The sequence below is a fragment of the Acidovorax sp. SRB_24 genome, from assembly GCF_012931925.1.
This window is the reverse complement of the sequence record NZ_MWOM01000083.1, coordinates 1-15,463: the sequence shown is the minus strand read 5'-3', so window position 1 is coordinate 15,463 and position 15,463 is coordinate 1. Positions and strand designations below refer to the sequence as shown.

General features: G+C 67.0%; 16 protein-coding genes. 10 read left to right on the top strand and 6 right to left on the bottom strand.

Translation table 11 applies throughout. From position 1 onward, the window contains the following. Positions 1-73: 73 nt before the first annotated feature. The 4 genes from istB to glmS all read right to left on the bottom strand — a co-directional run bounded on the left by istB (position 74) and on the right by glmS (position 6,730). Complete coding sequence (gene istB / locus B2J89_RS18945; protein WP_169167868.1) at positions 74-877, bottom strand: IS21-like element ISThsp10 family helper ATPase IstB; 804 nt, start codon at positions 875-877, stop codon at positions 74-76. Continuing rightward, on the bottom strand, positions 867-2,393 hold the full coding sequence (istA, locus tag B2J89_RS18940; protein WP_169167869.1) for an IS21 family transposase: 1,527 nt from the start codon (positions 2,391-2,393) through the stop codon (positions 867-869). Before istA ends, istB begins: the two co-directional genes overlap by 11 nt. A gap of 77 nt (positions 2,394-2,470) precedes the next feature. Beyond that, positions 2,471-4,363 (bottom strand): hypothetical protein, encoded by a 1,893-nt coding sequence (locus B2J89_RS18935; RefSeq protein ID WP_206042936.1) that lies wholly within the window; start codon positions 4,361-4,363, stop codon positions 2,471-2,473. Positions 4,364-4,840: 477 nt separating this feature from the next. Next, positions 4,841-6,730 carry a glutamine--fructose-6-phosphate transaminase (isomerizing) gene (gene glmS, locus B2J89_RS18930; RefSeq protein ID WP_169170291.1) on the bottom strand — a complete coding sequence of 630 codons (1,890 nt, stop codon included), beginning with the start codon at positions 6,728-6,730 and terminating at the stop codon, positions 4,841-4,843. Positions 6,731-6,859: 129 nt separating this feature from the next. Between glmS and B2J89_RS18925 the strand changes: the two genes are divergently transcribed. The 4 genes from B2J89_RS18925 (at position 6,860) to B2J89_RS18910 (ending at position 9,947) form a co-directional block, all read left to right on the top strand. Beyond that, on the top strand, positions 6,860-7,345 hold the full coding sequence (locus B2J89_RS18925) for an Lrp/AsnC family transcriptional regulator (RefSeq protein WP_169170290.1): 486 nt from the start codon (positions 6,860-6,862) through the stop codon (positions 7,343-7,345). 147 nt (positions 7,346-7,492) lie between these two features. Then, positions 7,493-8,482, top strand: coding sequence for a DnaJ C-terminal domain-containing protein (locus B2J89_RS18920; protein ID WP_169170289.1), 990 nt, complete (start codon positions 7,493-7,495; stop codon positions 8,480-8,482). A 2-nt stretch (positions 8,483-8,484) separates the two neighbouring features. Next, complete coding sequence (locus tag B2J89_RS18915) at positions 8,485-8,808, top strand: MerR family transcriptional regulator (RefSeq protein ID WP_169170288.1); 324 nt, start codon at positions 8,485-8,487, stop codon at positions 8,806-8,808. 50 nt (positions 8,809-8,858) lie between these two features. Next, complete coding sequence (locus B2J89_RS18910) at positions 8,859-9,947, top strand: diguanylate cyclase (RefSeq protein ID WP_169170287.1); 1,089 nt, start codon at positions 8,859-8,861, stop codon at positions 9,945-9,947. A gap of 34 nt (positions 9,948-9,981) precedes the next feature. Here the strand turns inward: B2J89_RS18910 and B2J89_RS18905 are convergent, their stop codons facing one another. Together B2J89_RS18905 and B2J89_RS18900 are read right to left on the bottom strand one after the other, a co-directional pair. Then, positions 9,982-10,176, bottom strand: a complete 195-nt coding sequence (locus tag B2J89_RS18905; RefSeq protein WP_169170286.1) for a DUF2905 domain-containing protein — start codon at positions 10,174-10,176, stop codon at positions 9,982-9,984. Between the two features lie 176 nt (positions 10,177-10,352). Then, on the bottom strand, positions 10,353-11,486 hold the full coding sequence (locus B2J89_RS18900; RefSeq protein ID WP_169170285.1) for a class I SAM-dependent methyltransferase: 1,134 nt from the start codon (positions 11,484-11,486) through the stop codon (positions 10,353-10,355). 11 nt (positions 11,487-11,497) lie between these two features. Here B2J89_RS18900 and B2J89_RS18895 point away from each other — a divergent pair, with 11 nt between their 5' ends. The 6 genes from B2J89_RS18895 to B2J89_RS18870 form a co-directional block, all read left to right on the top strand. After that, on the top strand, positions 11,498-12,283 hold the full coding sequence (locus B2J89_RS18895) for an SDR family oxidoreductase (protein WP_169170284.1): 786 nt from the start codon (positions 11,498-11,500) through the stop codon (positions 12,281-12,283). A gap of 22 nt (positions 12,284-12,305) precedes the next feature. After that, positions 12,306-12,677 carry a dihydroneopterin aldolase gene (locus B2J89_RS18890; RefSeq protein ID WP_169170283.1) on the top strand — a complete coding sequence of 124 codons (372 nt, stop codon included), beginning with the start codon at positions 12,306-12,308 and terminating at the stop codon, positions 12,675-12,677. A 5-nt stretch (positions 12,678-12,682) separates the two neighbouring features. Further along, entirely contained in the window at positions 12,683-13,639 is a 957-nt protein-coding gene (gene ttcA / locus B2J89_RS18885; protein ID WP_169170282.1) for a tRNA 2-thiocytidine(32) synthetase TtcA, read from the top strand. A gap of 43 nt (positions 13,640-13,682) precedes the next feature. Next, on the top strand, positions 13,683-14,261 hold the full coding sequence (locus B2J89_RS18880; protein WP_169170281.1) for a DUF4136 domain-containing protein: 579 nt from the start codon (positions 13,683-13,685) through the stop codon (positions 14,259-14,261). Next, complete coding sequence (locus B2J89_RS18875) at positions 14,261-14,899, top strand: histidine phosphatase family protein (RefSeq protein WP_169170280.1); 639 nt, start codon at positions 14,261-14,263, stop codon at positions 14,897-14,899. Before B2J89_RS18880 ends, B2J89_RS18875 begins: the two co-directional genes overlap by 1 nt. After that, positions 14,883-15,463, top strand: a 581-nt coding sequence (locus B2J89_RS18870) for an alanine racemase (RefSeq protein WP_205763876.1), incomplete at its 3' end; no start/stop codon positions are given. The genes B2J89_RS18875 and B2J89_RS18870, both read left to right, overlap by 17 nt.

Below are 15,463 nucleotides of genomic sequence, written 5' to 3'. Positions count from 1 at the left end.
TGTTGATTTCCACGCAAACCTGACCCACCATTTCCATCGCGATCTGACCCACCCTTTTGCGTGAACTCGATGCTCACGTTGTGGATAAGTTCTTGGCTGTCTTCTCCTTCTTGGTGGTCTGTGGTGGTTGTTGTGCCGAGCTGTTCTTGAACCGGAAGCTATCGTTGCCGGTCTCCAGAATATGGCAGTGATGCGTGAGCCGGTCCAGCAGGGCCGTGGTCATCTTCGCGTCTCCGAACACACTGGCCCATTCGCTGAAGCTCAGGTTGGTGGTGATCACGACGCTGGTGCGCTCGTACAGTTTGGACAACAGATGGAACAGCAACGCGCCCCCTGAAGCACTGAACGGCAGGTAACCCAGTTCATCGAGGATCACCAAGTCAGCGTAGGCCAGGCGGTGGGCCAACTGTCCGCTCTTGCCGTTGGCCTTCTCCTCCTCCAATGCATTGACCAACTCCACGGTGGAGAAGAACCGCACCCTGCGACGATGGTGCTCAATGGCTTGCACCCCGAGGGCTGTGGCGATGTGGGTCTTGCCCGTACCCGGCCCACCCACCAGCACCACATTGTTAGCGTTCTCCAGGAACTCGCACCGATGCAACTGCCGCACCAGAGCTTCGTTCACCTCGCTGTGGCCGAAGTCAAAGCCAGCCAGGTCTCGGTACGCAGGGAACCTGGCCACCTTCAACTGGTAGGCCACCGAGCGCACTTCCCGCTCGGCGGTCTCAGCCTTGAGCAGCTGGGACAGGATCGGCTGGGCGGCCTCGAAGGCCGGAGCGCCTTGTTCGGCCAGTTCCGCAACAGCCTGGGCCATGCCATGCATCTTGAGCTCGCGCAGCATGATCACGATGGAAGCGATGGCAGGGTCATGACGCATAGCGCACCTCCCTCAATTGGTCGTAGCGAAGCACATTGGCCTGGGGTTCCACCGCCAGCTTGAGGGCCTGCGGCGATGTGACCGGTGCTGGAGCGGGCTTACCATCCAGCAGGCGGTGCAGCACGTTCAGGATGTGGGTCTTGCTGGCAGCTCCCGACTCCAGGGCCAGCTCCACTGCAGCGAGCACAGCCTGTTCGTCGTGGTGCAGCACCAGTGCCAGTACCTCCACCATCTCCCGGTCGCCGCCGGGTTGCTTGAGCAAGGTGGCCTGCAGTCGCTTGAAGGCCGCTGGCAGTTCCAGGAAGGGAGCTCCATTGCGCAAGGCGCCGGGCTTGCGCTGCAGCACTGCCAGGTAGTGGCGCCAGTCGTACACGGTCTGACCCGCACCATGGTGGTTACGCTCGATCAGGCGCTGGTGCTCGCACACGATCTGGCCTTCGGCGGCAATCACCAGGCGATCCGCGTAGACCCGCAGGCTCACCGGCCGATTGGCATACGGCGCCGGGACGCTGTAGCGATTGCGCTCGAAGTGGACCAGGCAGGTGGGCGAGACTCGCTTGGTGTGCTCCACAAAGCCATCGAAGGGCCGGGGCATCGGCATCAAGGCTGCCTTCTCTTGAGCCCAGACATCCGCGACGGTGCCCGGCAGCTTGCCGTGCTCGATCGCGTGCCACAGCGCCACGCAGCGCTCTTCAAGCCAGGCATTGAGATCGGGCAGGCTTGCGAATGGCGGCACCACCTGCCACAGGCGATGGCGGGCATCGCGCACGTTCTTCTCCACCTGGCCCTTCTCCCAGCCAGAAGCGGGGTTGCAGAACTCTGCCTCGAACAGGAAGTGGCTGACCATGGCCGCAAAGCGCGCATTAACGTCGCGCTCCTTGCCACGGCGCACCCGGTCTACGGCGGTGCGCATGTTGTCGTAGATGCCACGACGGGGCACGCCACCCAGGACTGCGAATGCATGGTTGTGGGCATCGAACAGCATCTCGTGCGTCTGCAGTGGGTAGGCGCGCAGGTAGAACGCTCGGCTGTGGCTGAGCTTGAAGTGGGCTACCTGCAGCTTGGTGCGCACGCCGGCGAGAAAAGCCCAGTCCTCGCTCCAGTCGAACTGGAAGGCCTCACCCGGGCCGAAGGCCAGGGGCACGAAGGTGCCGCGGCCAGTGGTCTGCTGGGCCAAAAGGCGCTGCTCGTGCCAGAGGCGGGCAAAGGCCGCAACGCGGTTGTAGGAGCCCGGATAGCCCAGGGCCTGCAGATCCACGTACATCTGCTTGACGGTGCGCCGCTGCTTGCGGGATCGGCCAGCTTCCGTCTTGAGCCAGCCGGCGAGCTTCAAGGCGAAGGGATCGAGCTTGGATGGACTGATCCGCTTGGCATAGTGCGGCTCGGCCTCGCCAGCGCGCAGGTACTTGCGGATGGTGTTGCGCGAGAGGCCCGTGCGGCGGGCGATCTCCCGGATGGACAGCTGCTCTCGCAGGGCCCAGCGCCTGATGACACTCAGTGTTGCCACGTCTATCACTCCTGGTCTCCTGCTGCTTAACAAAGCAGCAGGTTAGGGTTAGTACGTGGATCAGATTTAGATGGAAATCCTGGGGGTTAGTGGGTCACTTCTGCGTGGAAATCAACAGGCGCGTTCTTCGCCAACTGGGCAAGGTTGCGATACACACGCTGCGAGTACTCGGCGTCGATGCTCCCGAGGCGGGTCCGCGGTTGAGCGATTACGAACAGCCTGAAGCTGTTGTGGAAGACGCTCCACCCCTGGGGTGAACCGCGAAGCAGGTGCCGGGCAACGACCAAGGCGCGCTCAATCGCGGACTCCTTGACCACCGTGGCCAGCAGTTGCAGGTTCATGGGCGCCTCGGCCCGGGCGATGAAGCCCAGCACGTCCATAGCATCGCCGTCGCTTGCGATCTCGCGCCAGGCGGCGGTGTACACGGTCTCAATATCGCCGTCGAACGGCATCCCGCCACTGAGCAGGTGCTTGCGGCCGGCTTCGTCCGCGTGCAAGAGCGCCTGAATCAAGTAGCGTGTCGCCAGCGGGTGGCCATGCGTAAGGTTGCTCAGCTCCAATCGCGGAATGTTGGCAGGCAGGCCAAGCGCATCCGCCATCCGGGCGACCTCCTCGCGGCCGAGAGGGCCCATGAGAACCAGCCGTTCGCTCTTCTCCGCCTGCTCCCTAACGGCGGGCTTCAGATTTGCGAGATCCAGCCGCTGCGTGCCGAGGACGAACACGACCCCGTTTGGAATGGCCGCGGGAAGAGGCAACTCGCCCAGCAGCGAATTGGTCGGCCGCTCTTCGCGAGGCACATGGTCGAGCCCGTCCACGACGATGATTGTTCGGATCCCGTCGCGGTCGAAGCGTTCCCCAGCCTGCCGCACCAGGACGCCGAACTGTTCGCGGCGCTCATGCAGCGAATCATCTCGAAGACGCAGTCCAATCAATCCGCTGTTGCGCAGCTGCGTGCCCACATCGGTCAGAAAGTTGTCGGCCTCTCCGCGACCTACGCCCTGGGCAGCGCCCGGTACGTACGCCAGGTAGCGGACGAGCCGGACATTTGCTTCAGTGGCCAGCGCGACCTGCAACAGGGTGGATTTCCCGGAGCCAGGTGGGCCTATGAGCGAAACGTAGCCCTGGTCGGCGGCATGCAGCGCGGCCAGCAGCTTGAGCTCGGTGTCGCGGTTGCGCTGTACGTAGGCTCCGACCGGAAACCGGTGGATGAGCAGCGTCTTGGCCGGATCGCGCCAGCCAAGCTCACGAAGCAGCTCGTCACGCGTCCACCTGTCCTTGTCGCGTGCATCGGCGACCAGCTTGGGCAGCACGTTGGCAATCTCGGATGCCTGTCGCGCCTGCTCGGCGTTCAGCTTGTGCGATTGGATGAAGTCCGCCGCAGCTCCGTACACCACACGGAGGCTGTGCAAGAACTGTTCGAATTTGCCATCGCTCAGACCGGCTTCGCGCCGCAGACGATCGATCAGTCGGCTCCATTCCGGCGTGTACCAATCCACCAGCGACCGATTCGGTTGCTGCTGGAACTCTTCAAGAAATGCCGCGCTGTGGGGCCGCGTGCCGTCGCCTGGCTTGTCGGTAGTCGATGGAAAGTCGTTGACGACCAAGCGAATCTCGACACGACTTCCCGGGTTGTCCATTCGCAGGCACTGCCAAGCATGAACCAAGGGCTTCCAGAGGCCGTTGGCGCCAGTAAACAGCGTCTCAACGGTGAAGGTAACCGGGAACTTGGACGTCTTGAACTGGTGGCCGACCACCAATCCATCGAAGCCGAGTACAAGGTCGTCGGCAATGCCCGCGTTGCGGTCGGCGACGCCAATCCAGAGCAGCTCGTCGCGCTCGAGCGCTGCGTAGATGGCAGCGCCCGCCCGCTCATACTGGCCGACATATCCACGGAGTGCTCGGCGTTCACCTTCCGCCGGCGCTGTTGCAGGAGTTGCAGCGGTGGATGGCTTTGGTTTCTTGGGCTTCTTCGGGGCCATGGAATCTGATTGGATAGTTGGTGCCACTCTGTACCAATGGACATGTTTCAGCATAACTCGGTATGTCCAGCACTAGACCGGCATGACGCTTACTCATTGAATGCCGTTATGCAACGAAGTATGGCCGGCGCCGATCGCAGCGGTCATTCGCGAGGTCGATCGTGAATGACTCAGATCAGCCTGATGCGGTCACCACAGCTCCAACAGGCTGCCCATGACGAAAAACGATTGGCCTTTCACCAACAAAAAAGAGCGCTCCACTAGAGCGCTCTTTCTTCTGTAGCAATCGTTGCATAGCCTAAGGAAGCAAGGCTCGCATTCAATCCACCCAAGAATCAACTGGATCTGTGTTTACGACTTTACGGTTACAAATCACCTGCCCGCAAACCCGCATGGATGCTAGAGGCTTGTTTACGACTTTATTTGCATGTTTACGACTTTAATTACCCGGAATAGCCCTTGCTGCATCACCCCACGCTACTCCACCGTGACGCTTTTCGCGAGGTTGCGGGGCTTGTCCACATCCGTTCCGCGCGCGCAGGCCGTGTGGTAGGCCAGCAGCTGCAGCGGCACCACGTGCAGCAAGGGGCTGAGCGGGCCGTAGTGGTCGGGCATGCGGATGACGTGGACGCCTTCGCTGCTGTCGATGCGCGTGTCGGCGTCGGCAAGCACATAGAGCACTCCGCCGCGCGCGCGCACCTCCTGCATGTTGCTTTCGAGCTTTTTCAGCAGCGTATCGTTGGGCGCCACCGTGACCACGGGCATGGCGCTGGTCACCAGCGCCAGCGGGCCATGCTTGAGCTCGCCAGCCGGATAGGCCTCGGCATGGATGTAGCTGATTTCCTTGAGCTTGAGCGCGCCTTCGAGCGCGATCGGGTAGTGCAGGCCGCGGCCCAGGAACAGGGCGTTTTCCTTGCGGGCAAAGTCTTCGGCCCAGCTGATGATCTGGGGCTCCAGCGCCAGCACGGCCTGCAACGCCACGGGCAGGCGGCGCATGGCCTTGAGGTGTTCGGCCTCTTGCGCTTCGCTCAGGCGCCCCTTGGCCTGCGCCAGCGCCAGCGTCAGCAAGAACAGACCCGCCAGCTGCGTGGTGAAGGCCTTGGTGCTGGCCACGCCGATCTCGACGCCGGCGCGCGTGATGTAGGCCAGCTTGCACTCCCGCACCATGGCGCTGGTGGCGACATTGCAGATGGTCAGCGTGTGCTGCATGCCCAGGCCCTGCGCGTGGCGCAGCGCGGCCAGCGTGTCGGCAGTTTCGCCCGACTGGCTGATGGTCACCACCAGCGTGCGCGGGTTGGGCACCGATTCGCGGTAGCGGTATTCGCTGGCCACCTCGACCTGGGTCGGTAGCTTGGCGATGGACTCCAGCCAGTACTTGGCCGTGCAGCCGCTGTAGTAACTGGTGCCGCAGGCCAGGATGAGCACCGAGTCGATCTCCTGGAAGACCCGGTAGGCGCCGTCGCCAAACAGCTCGGGCACGATGCCGACCACGCCTTCGAGCGTGTCGCCAATGGCGCGCGGCTGCTCGAAGATCTCCTTTTGCATGTAGTGGCGGTAGGGCCCGAGTTCGGCCGCGCCGCTGTGCGCGTGCACGGTGCGCACCGGGCGCTGCGCGGGCGCGAGCGAGCGGCCATCGCGCCCCACCACCCAGTAGCGGCCCAACTGCAGGTCCACCAGGTCGCCTTCTTCGAGGTAGACGATCTGGTCGGTCACGCCGGCCAGGGCCATGGCGTCGCTGGCCAGGAAATGCTCCTTGCCATCCTGGCCCACGCCCAGGATGAGGGGCGAGCCGGCGCGCGCGCCGACCACGCGGTGCGGCTCGTCTTTGTGCATCACCGCAATCGCAAACGCGCCGTGCAGTTGCGCCACGGCGGCCTGCACTGCCTCGAACAAGTCGCCGCTGTAGAGGCTATCCACCAGGTGGGCAATGACCTCGGTGTCGGTCTGGCTGGCGAACACGTAGCCGCGCCCGCGCAAATGGGTGCGCAGCGCTTCAAAGTTTTCGATGATGCCGTTGTGCACCACGGCCACGCGGCCTGCGGCGGCGCCAGCGGGCTCGGTGTCCGCGCCGGCGCCATAGCTGAAATGCGGGTGGGCGTTGCACTCCACGGGCGCACCGTGCGTGGCCCAGCGGGTGTGGGCAATGCCGGTCGCGCCTTCGACGGGCGTGGTTTGCACCTGTTCCAGCAGCTCGGCCACGCGTGCCGTGCTGCGTGCGCGCTGCAGGCCACCGCCGCCCGCGCCCAGGCTGGCCATGTGCACCGCCACGCCGCACGAGTCGTAGCCCCGGTATTCGAGGCGCTGCAGACCCTGGACGAGGATGGGGACGATATTGCGCGCTGAAACCGCGCCGACGATGCCGCACATAAGAAATCTCCGGTGGAAAGTGGTGCCATGGTAGGCGCAGCACTCAGAAATATCCGATTGATATTTGTATATAAATGAACTTATATTCCATAAAATAGCACTCATGAAATTAAAATCTATAAAAATCACATGAATGAATTTTTTGATCTTGATGCCACCGACCTGTTGCTGCTGGACCTGCTGCAAAACGACGCCGCGCAAAGCAACCAAGCGCTGGCCGCGCGCGTGCATGTCTCGCCGCCCACCTGCCTGCGCCGCGTCAAACGCCTGCACGCCGCCGGCCTGATCGAGCGCCAGGTGGCCCTGCTGCAGCCCGAGCGCGTGGCGGCGCTGGTGGGCCATGGTCTGCAGGCGATCGTGGAGATCACGCTGGAGCGCCAGGGCGTCGAACTGCTCGATGCGTTCGAGGCGCGCGCCGTGCAGGACGCGGCCGTGCAGCAATGCTGGCGCGTCTCGCCCGGTCCCGACTTCGTGCTGGTCACGCACACGCGCGACATGCCCGCCTACCTGGCGCTGGCGCAGCGGCTCTTCACCAGCGACGCCAACGTGCGCAATGTGCGCGCGTTCTTCAGCACCCGGCGGGCCAAGTTCGATCCGCGCGTGCCTTTGGCATGAAAAACCACCCAAACGCTTTATCAGCAAGCGCAAATAGCTATTAAATAAATAGCATCCAATGCCTCCGCCCTCGCATGCCTAGCGAAACGCTTGCCGCGCCCCGGCAATCGCGTAGAGTGCAGGCAGCCCACGGACAGGAGCACCGGCATGGAGTTCAAGGACTACTACCAGGTTCTCGGCGTCGCCAAGAACGCGAGCGCCGAAGACATCAAGAAGGCCTACCGCAAGCTCGCCCGCAAGTACCACCCGGACGTGAGCAAAGAGCCCCACGCCGCCCAGCACATGAGCGAGGTCAACGAGGCCAACGCCGTACTCTCCGACCCCGAAAGGCGCGCCGCCTACGACAACCTGGGCGCCCAGGCGGCGCAGGCGGCGCATGGGGGCCGCGATTTCCGGCCGCCGCCCAACTGGGACGCGGGCTTCGAGTTCTCGGACGACGGCACTGCGGGCGACGCGGGCGACTTCAGCGACTTCTTCGAGCAGCTGTTTGGCCGCGCCGCGCGCGCCCAGCACGCCCAGCGCGGCCACCGTACGCATGGCGGCGATGGACGGCATGCCGAGCCGGGCAGCGACCACCACGCCAAGATCGAACTGGACCTGCGCGACGCCTACCACGGTGCCGAGCGCACCATCCACCTGCGCGGCGCGCACCTGGACGCCCACGGCCATCTGGTGCCCGACGAGCGCAGCCTGCAGGTCAAGATCCCCAAAGGCGTGCGCGAAGGCCAGCTGATCCGCTTGGTCGGCCAGGGCAGCCCCGGCACCGGCGGCGCGCCCGCGGGCAACCTGTTCCTCGAAGTGCATTTCACGCCGGGCGGGCCCTGGCGCGCCGAGGGCCGCGACGTCTACCAGCCCCTGCCCCTGGCGCCCTGGGAGGCCGCACTGGGCGCCAGCGTCGAAGTGCTGACGCCCACCGGCCCCGTGGAGGTGAGCGTGCCCGCGCACTCGCGGCCCGGCCGCAAGCTGCGCCTCAAAGGCCGCGGCATCCCATCGACGCCGCCGGGCGACCTGTACCTGGAGCTCGACATCGCCCAGCCCCCGGCCGACAGCGACAGCGCGCGCGCCGCCTATGCCGCGCTGGCCAAGGCCTTCCCGCACTTCAATCCGCGCCAGAACCACCGCGCCGAAGGAGCCTGACCATGACCCACGCATTCCACCTCCCCGTGCAACTGGGCGAGCTGCTGGACGAGCATGCGCTCACGCGCGAAGAGCTGGCGCGCGCCTGCCGCCGCCACCCGGACTGGGTGAGCGCGCGCGTCGAGGCCGGCGTGATCGAAGTCGCCTCGCCGGGCACGGGCGAATGGCATTTCACGGGCACCACGCTGGTGCGCGCACGCCGCATCGCGCAACTCGAGGCGACGTTTGACGCCGACCCCTACCTGGCCGCGCTGACCGCCGACCTGATCGAAGAGGTGGCGCAGCTGCGCCAGCGCCTGGCCCAGCGCGGAGACGGGACGCAGTGACAACTCTGCGCACAAGTGTTACAAACAGCAACCACTTCCGCCTGCGCACCATGCCCGACCCGCTCCCCACCGCCACGCAGGACACCGCGCCCGCACCGCGCCAGCGCATCCCACGCCATATCTACCCGCTGCGCGTGCTGGGCATGGGGCTGGGCGCGCTGCTCGTGGGCAGTGTGCTGCGCGAGCTGCAGGCCCCGGCACCGCACTGGGCGCTGCTGGTGGCAACGCTGCTGTGGCCGCACCTGGCCTACCTGCTGGCGCGCCGCAGTGCGGACCCCTACCGCGCGGAAGTGCGCAACCTGCTGGTCGACTCGGCCATCGTCGGTCTGTGGGTGCCGCTGATGCACTTCAACCTGCTGCCCAGCACGGTGCTGGTGGCGGTCACCACCTATGACAAGATCAGCACCGGCATCAAGCGCCTGTGGCTGCATTCGCTGCCCGGCATGCTGGGCGTGGGCGCGCTCGCCACCCTGGTCACGCAACCCGCACCCTGGCTGGAGAGCCCGCTCACGGTGGTGGCGTGCACGCTGCCTTTGCTCGTCGTCCACACGCTCGCTACCAGCATGGCCAGCTACCGGCTGATCCGCACCGTCTCGCGGCAGAACCGCCAGCTCGAAGCACTGCGGCAGCTCGACGCCCAGACCGGCCTGTACGCGCGCAACCACTGGCAGGAGCAGGCAGAAGCGGCGCTGCGCCACGCCCAGGCCAGCGGCGAGCCCGCGTGCCTGCTGATGATCGACATCGACCATTTCAAGCCGGTCAACGACATCCATGGCCACACCGTGGGCGATGAGGTGATCGGCGCCGTGGGCCGCATCATCCGCGACTGCGTGCGCGCCCAGGACTGCGCGGGCCGCTACGGCGGCGACGAATTCGCCGTGGTCTGCCGCCGCACCACGCCCGACGAGGCGCTGGCCATCGCCCAGCGCATCCGCGAGCGCGTGCAGGCATTGCGCCTGCACGCGCTGCCCCAGCTGCGCCTGACGGGCAGCATCGGCGTGGCCCAGGCCGGGCCGCAGCATGCACAGCTGCGCGACTGGATGAACGAGACCGATGCCGCGCTCTATGGCGCCAAGCACGGCGGGCGCAACCGGGTCGCGCATGCCGGCGCGGACGCCCTTGCGCACGCCTCTGCCTGACGTGCCGCGGCGCCGCCCCCGCATTTTCTCGGCGCTAGAGCCACTTCACCGCCAAGCTCAGCAGCAAGCTCAGCAGCACCGTGCTCGCCAGCGGAATGAACCAGTCGCGGCCGAACAGGCGAAAGTGAAAATCCCCCGGCAGCCGCCCCAGCCCGAGGCGGCGCAGCCACGGCGTGAGGCCGTTGATCAGCACCAGCGCCAGAAAGACGACGATGAGCCAGCGGATCATCTCAGTGGTCCATTGCGCTGCGCGCCACCCGCAGCGCTTGAAACAGGCGCGGCCAGGCCAGCATCCGCCGCGCAAGGGCCGCCCCGCAGCGCTGGCGGCGTCCCCCTTCCCGCTTTGCGCAGCAATGCGAAGGAAGGGGGAAGGCGCGAAGCGCCTCAGGGGGTTGTCGTTTCATTTCACAGCCGGTGCGTGCGGTCGCCGTGCGCAAAGCCCAGAGCGTCCCAGGGCTCGCCCTTGCACAGCGCCAGCACCTTGAACAGCTCGCCCATCTCATGCTCCATGATCAATTTGGCCGCCAGCGTCCGCTGGGCCAGCGGTTGCAGCTCCATTTTTGGGAGCAAGCCGCAGTTGATGAGGAAGTGCGCCTGCGTCGTGTAGCCGAGCACGCTCCAGCCCTGGCCTGGGGGCAGGGCCTGGTCTTGCGCGGCCAGCGCCATGGCGGTGAAGTTGACGTGGGCGGTGATGTCCTTGAGGCCTACGTCGGCCAGCGGGTTGTCGTCCGCCTGGTGCGCGCGGTGGCACATCACCGTGCCCATGTGGCGCTGCGGGTGGTAGTACTCGCCCTCGCCAAAGCCGTAGTCGAGGAAGAACGCCGCGCCGCGCGTGAGGCGATCGCCCAGCGTGTGGAGGAAGGCCTCCGCCTGCGGATGGACCTCGGTCAGGTAGTCGTGCGGGCCCTCGATCTCGACCGGCGGGCGCAGATCGGTGGGCCGGTCTGCCCAGGCAAAGGCGCCGTCCCGCCAGGCCACGCCGCGCTCGTGCCAGACGCCGCCCTGCGCGCCGCCGTGGCGCGCGAGCAGCTTGACCGGCATGGCATCGAGCACCTCGTTGCCGACGACCACGCCCTCGAAGGCGTCCGGCAGCGCGTCCACCCAGCGCAGCTTGTCGGCGTGCGCGGCCAGCAGCGCCTGCTGGCGCGCGCGCAGGCTGCCCGACAGGTCGACGATGGTGTAGCGGCGCACCGCGCCGCCCAGCGCGTCGAGCAGCTGCAGCGCGAGCGCGCCCGAGCCCGCGCCGAACTCCCAGACCTCGTCGGTGCCGGTGTGCGCAAGCGCCTCGCCCACCTGCGCCGCCAGCGTCTGGCCGAACAGCGGCGTGAGCTCGGGGGCGGTCACAAAGTCGCTGCCCGAGCCCGGCATGGCGCCGAACTTGGGCAGCTCGCCGGCGTAGTAGCCTAGGCCCGGCGTGTACAAGGCCAGCGCCATGAAACGGTCAAAGCCGATCCAGCCGCCGCGCGCTGCAATGGCCTGCGCGATGTGGGCTTGCAGGGCGGTCGTTAAACTTGTTGGTTCTTTCGTCACGGCACGCATTGTCCCTCCGAATGTCCGAACCCTCCCGTCCGCGCACCGTCCTGGTGACCGGCGCCGCCCGGCGCCTGGGCCGCAGCATTGCGCTGGCCCTGGCCGCCGGCGGCTGGCAGGTGGCGGTGCACTACCGGGCGTCCGCGCGGGACGCTATCGATACGGTAGCTGCCTGCGCAGAGCTGTCGGGCGCCAGCGCCCATTTTGATGCCAACTTCGAGGACGAGGCCGCCGTGCGTGCGCTGCTGCCGCGCGTGGTGGCGCACTTTGGTGCCGTCGACGCCGTAGTCAACAGCGCCTCGCTGTTTGCGCACGACGACGCCGCCAGCTTCGGCTTTGCCGCGATGGAGCAGCACCTGCGCAGCAACACCGGCGCGCCCATCGTGCTGGCGCAGGCGCTGCACGCGCACCTGCAGGCGCGCGCCGACGCGGGCGAGGACGGCGCGCACGGCGCCGTAGTCAACCTGCTCGACCAGAAGCTGTGGAACCAGAACCCCGATTTCGTCAGCTACACATTGTCCAAGGCCGCGCTCGAAGCCGCCGGCACGATGCTGGCGCTGGCGCTCGCGCCGCGCGTGCGGGTGGTCGGCGTGGCGCCCGGCCTGACGCTGACCAGCCACCTGCTGAGCGACGAAAAGTTCGCCGCGCTGCATGCGCTCAGCCCGCTCGGGCGCTCATCCACGGCTGACGATGTGGCCCATGCCGTGCGCTTTGCGCTCGAAAACCGCTCGGTCACGGGCACGACCTTGCTGGTCGACGGCGGCCAGCACCTGATGAAGTTTGACCGCGACTTCTCCATGATGTGAGCACAGGCTCACCCTACAATCCATGAACCAAGCCATTGGCAACCAGACCCTGACCCTGACCGGGCTGCGCTTCGACGCCAACCTGGGCATCCTGGCGCACGAGAAAAACGCCCCGCAACCGATCCAGGTCGACGCCGAACTGAGCCTGGGCGTGCAGCCGCTGGCGCCGCGCGACGACGACATCGGCCATGTGCTCGACTACCGGCGCGTGCGCCAGATCATCATCGACGAGTGCACGGCCGAGCATGTGAACCTGCTCGAGAGCCTGATCGGCAAGCTGGCCCAGCGGCTGATGCAGTTGCCCGGCGTGCTGGGCGTGCGCGTGAAAATCGCCAAGCTTGAAATTTTTGACGACTGCGAAGTAGCGATCCGCATGCAAACAGGACAGTGGTGAACAACATGAACGCAACCCAAACCAGCTTGGAGACCAGCGCCTGGACGGGCGAAGACGCCGCAGCGCCCGCGCGCCCGGCGGCCGACTTCAAGATCGAGCGCGAAACGCACAAGCTCGAGAAGCGCCTGTGCCGCGAGGTCGGCCGCGCCGTCGTGCACTACAACATGATCGAGGACGGCGACAAGGTCATGGTCTGCATGTCGGGCGGCAAGGACAGCTACACCCTGCTCGACATCCTGCTCAAGCTCAAGGCCCGCGCGCCGATCCACTTCGACCTGATCGCGGTCAACCTCGACCAGAAGCAGCCCGGCTTTCCCGAGCATGTGCTGCCCGAATACCTGGCCAGCACCGGCGTGCCGTTCCACATCGAGAACGAGGACACCTACAGCATCGTCAAGCGCCTGATCCCCGAGGGCAAGACCACCTGCAGCCTGTGCAGCCGGCTGCGCCGCGGCATTTTGTACCGCGTGGCCGACGAGCTTGGCGCCACAAAAATAGCGCTCGGCCACCACCGCGACGACATCCTGCAGACGCTGCTGCTCAACATGTTCTTTGGCGGCAAGATGAAGAGCATGCCGCCCAAGCTGGTCAGCGACGACGGCCGCCATGTCGTGATCCGCCCGCTCGCCTTCGTCGCCGAAAAGGACACGCAGCGCTGGTCGCAGCACCGCAACTTCCCCATCATTCCGTGCAACCTCTGCGGCAGCCAGGAGAACCTGCAGCGCAAGCAGGTCGGCGAGATGCTGCGCGACTGGGAGAAGAGATTCCCCGGCCGCGTCGAAAACATGTTCAACGCGTTGCAGAACGTGGTGCCGAGCCACCTGCTCGACGGTGCGCTGTACGATTTCAAGGGCGCGCGCGCCACCGGCATCGCCGACGAGAACGGCGACAAGGCCTTCGACACCGAGGAGTTTGCCGCCGCGCCGGGCCTGCCCGGCGTGCAGGTGGTACGCATCACCTGAGACCAGCGCCGCGGCGTCCACCCCTTCCACCCAAGGAGCTGCCATGAAATGGATCCGATGGCCCCTGCTGTGCGCGGCGCTGGCGCTCGCCGGCTGCGCCAGCCAGCGCCTGGTCGACAGCGACGTGCAGTCGTTCTCGCGCCTGGCCGCCCTGCCCGCCACGCCCACCTACCGCTTCGAGCGCCTGCCCTCGCAGCAAGTCCAGGACGCCCAGCAATCGGCCATCGAGGCCCAGGCCACGCAGGCGATGTCCAAGGTGGGCCTGCGCTTCGATGCCACCGCGCCGTTTTACCGCGCGCAGGTCTACGCCCGCACCGAGCGCCAGCTGTCGCCCGACTGGTACGACCCCGGGTGGGGCTGGGGCGGCCTGGGCTGGGGCGGGCGCGGCTTCTATGGCGGCCTGTCGATGCGCTTTCCGCCGTCCACGCTGTACCGCCGCGAGGTCGGCCTGGTGCTGCGCGAGGCCGCCAGCGGCAACGTGGCCTACGAAACCCATGCGGTGCACGAAGGGCTCTGGAGCGACGACCCGGCCGTCTTCGGGGCCATGTTCGACGCCGCGCTCAGCGGCTTTCCGCTGCCGCCGCCCGGGCCGCGCCGCATCAATGTAGAGATCCCACGCTGATGGACGCCACCCGCATCATTGCCGTGCGCCACGGCGAAACCGCCTGGAACGTAGACACGCGCATCCAGGGCCACCTCGACATCCCGCTCAACGACACCGGCCTGTGGCAGGCGCGCCAGCTCGGTCTGGCGCTGGCGGGCGAGCCCGTGGGCGCCATCTATGCCAGCGACCTGCAGCGCGCGCACGCCACGGCCCAGGCCGTGGCCGAGACCACGGGCGCGCCGCTGACGCCCGAACCCGGCCTGCGCGAGCGCAGCTTTGGCGAGCTGCAGGGCCGCACCTTCGCCGAGATCGAGGCCGAGCTGCCCGAGCAGGCGCGGCGCTGGCGCAAGCGCGACCCGCACTTCGCGCCCGAAGGCGGCGAGTCGCTGACCGCGCTGCGCGCGCGCATCGCCGCCACCGTGCAGCGCCTGGCCGCGCGGCACTGCGGCGAGCTGGTGGTGATGGTGGCGCACGGCGGCGTGCTCGACGTGCTCTACCGCCTGGCCACGGGCCAGGAGCTGCAGGCGCCGCGCACCTGGCAGCTGACCAACGCCGCCATCAACCGCCTGCTCTGGACGCCGGACGGCCTGACGCTGGTCGGCTGGGCCGACACCCAGCACCTCGACCAGGCCAGCCGCGATGAAACCCTTACCTGACGCGCTGCGCACCTGCCTGGGCCAGGGCGTGGACGCCATCGACACGCCCGCGCTGGTCGTCGACCTCGACGCGATGGAGCGCAACATCGAGCGCATGGCCGGCTTTGCGCGCCAGCACCGGGTGCGCTGGCGCCCGCACGCCAAGATGCACAAGAGCGCCGAAATCGCCTTGCTGCTGCAGCGCGCCGGCGCCACCGGCGCCTGCGTGCAGAAAACCGCCGAAGCCGAGGCCCTGGCCGCAGGCGGCGTGCGCGACATCTTCATCAGCAACGAGGTCATCGCGCCGCACAAGCTGCTGCGCGTGGCGCGCCTGGCCGCGCAGCTGGCGGCGCAGGGCGGGCACCTGGCCCTGGCGGTGGACAGCCTGGAGGGCATTGCGCGCCTGGCAGCGGCGATGGACCAGGCCGGCAGCGGCGCCGGCATCGATGTGTTCGTCGAGATCGACGTCGGCCAGGGCCGCTGCGGCGTGCCGCCCGGCGCACCCGCAGTGGCACTGGCCCAGGCCGTGGCGCGCCATGCGCGGCTGCGCTTTGCCGGCCTGCAGGCCTACCACGGCCGCGCGCA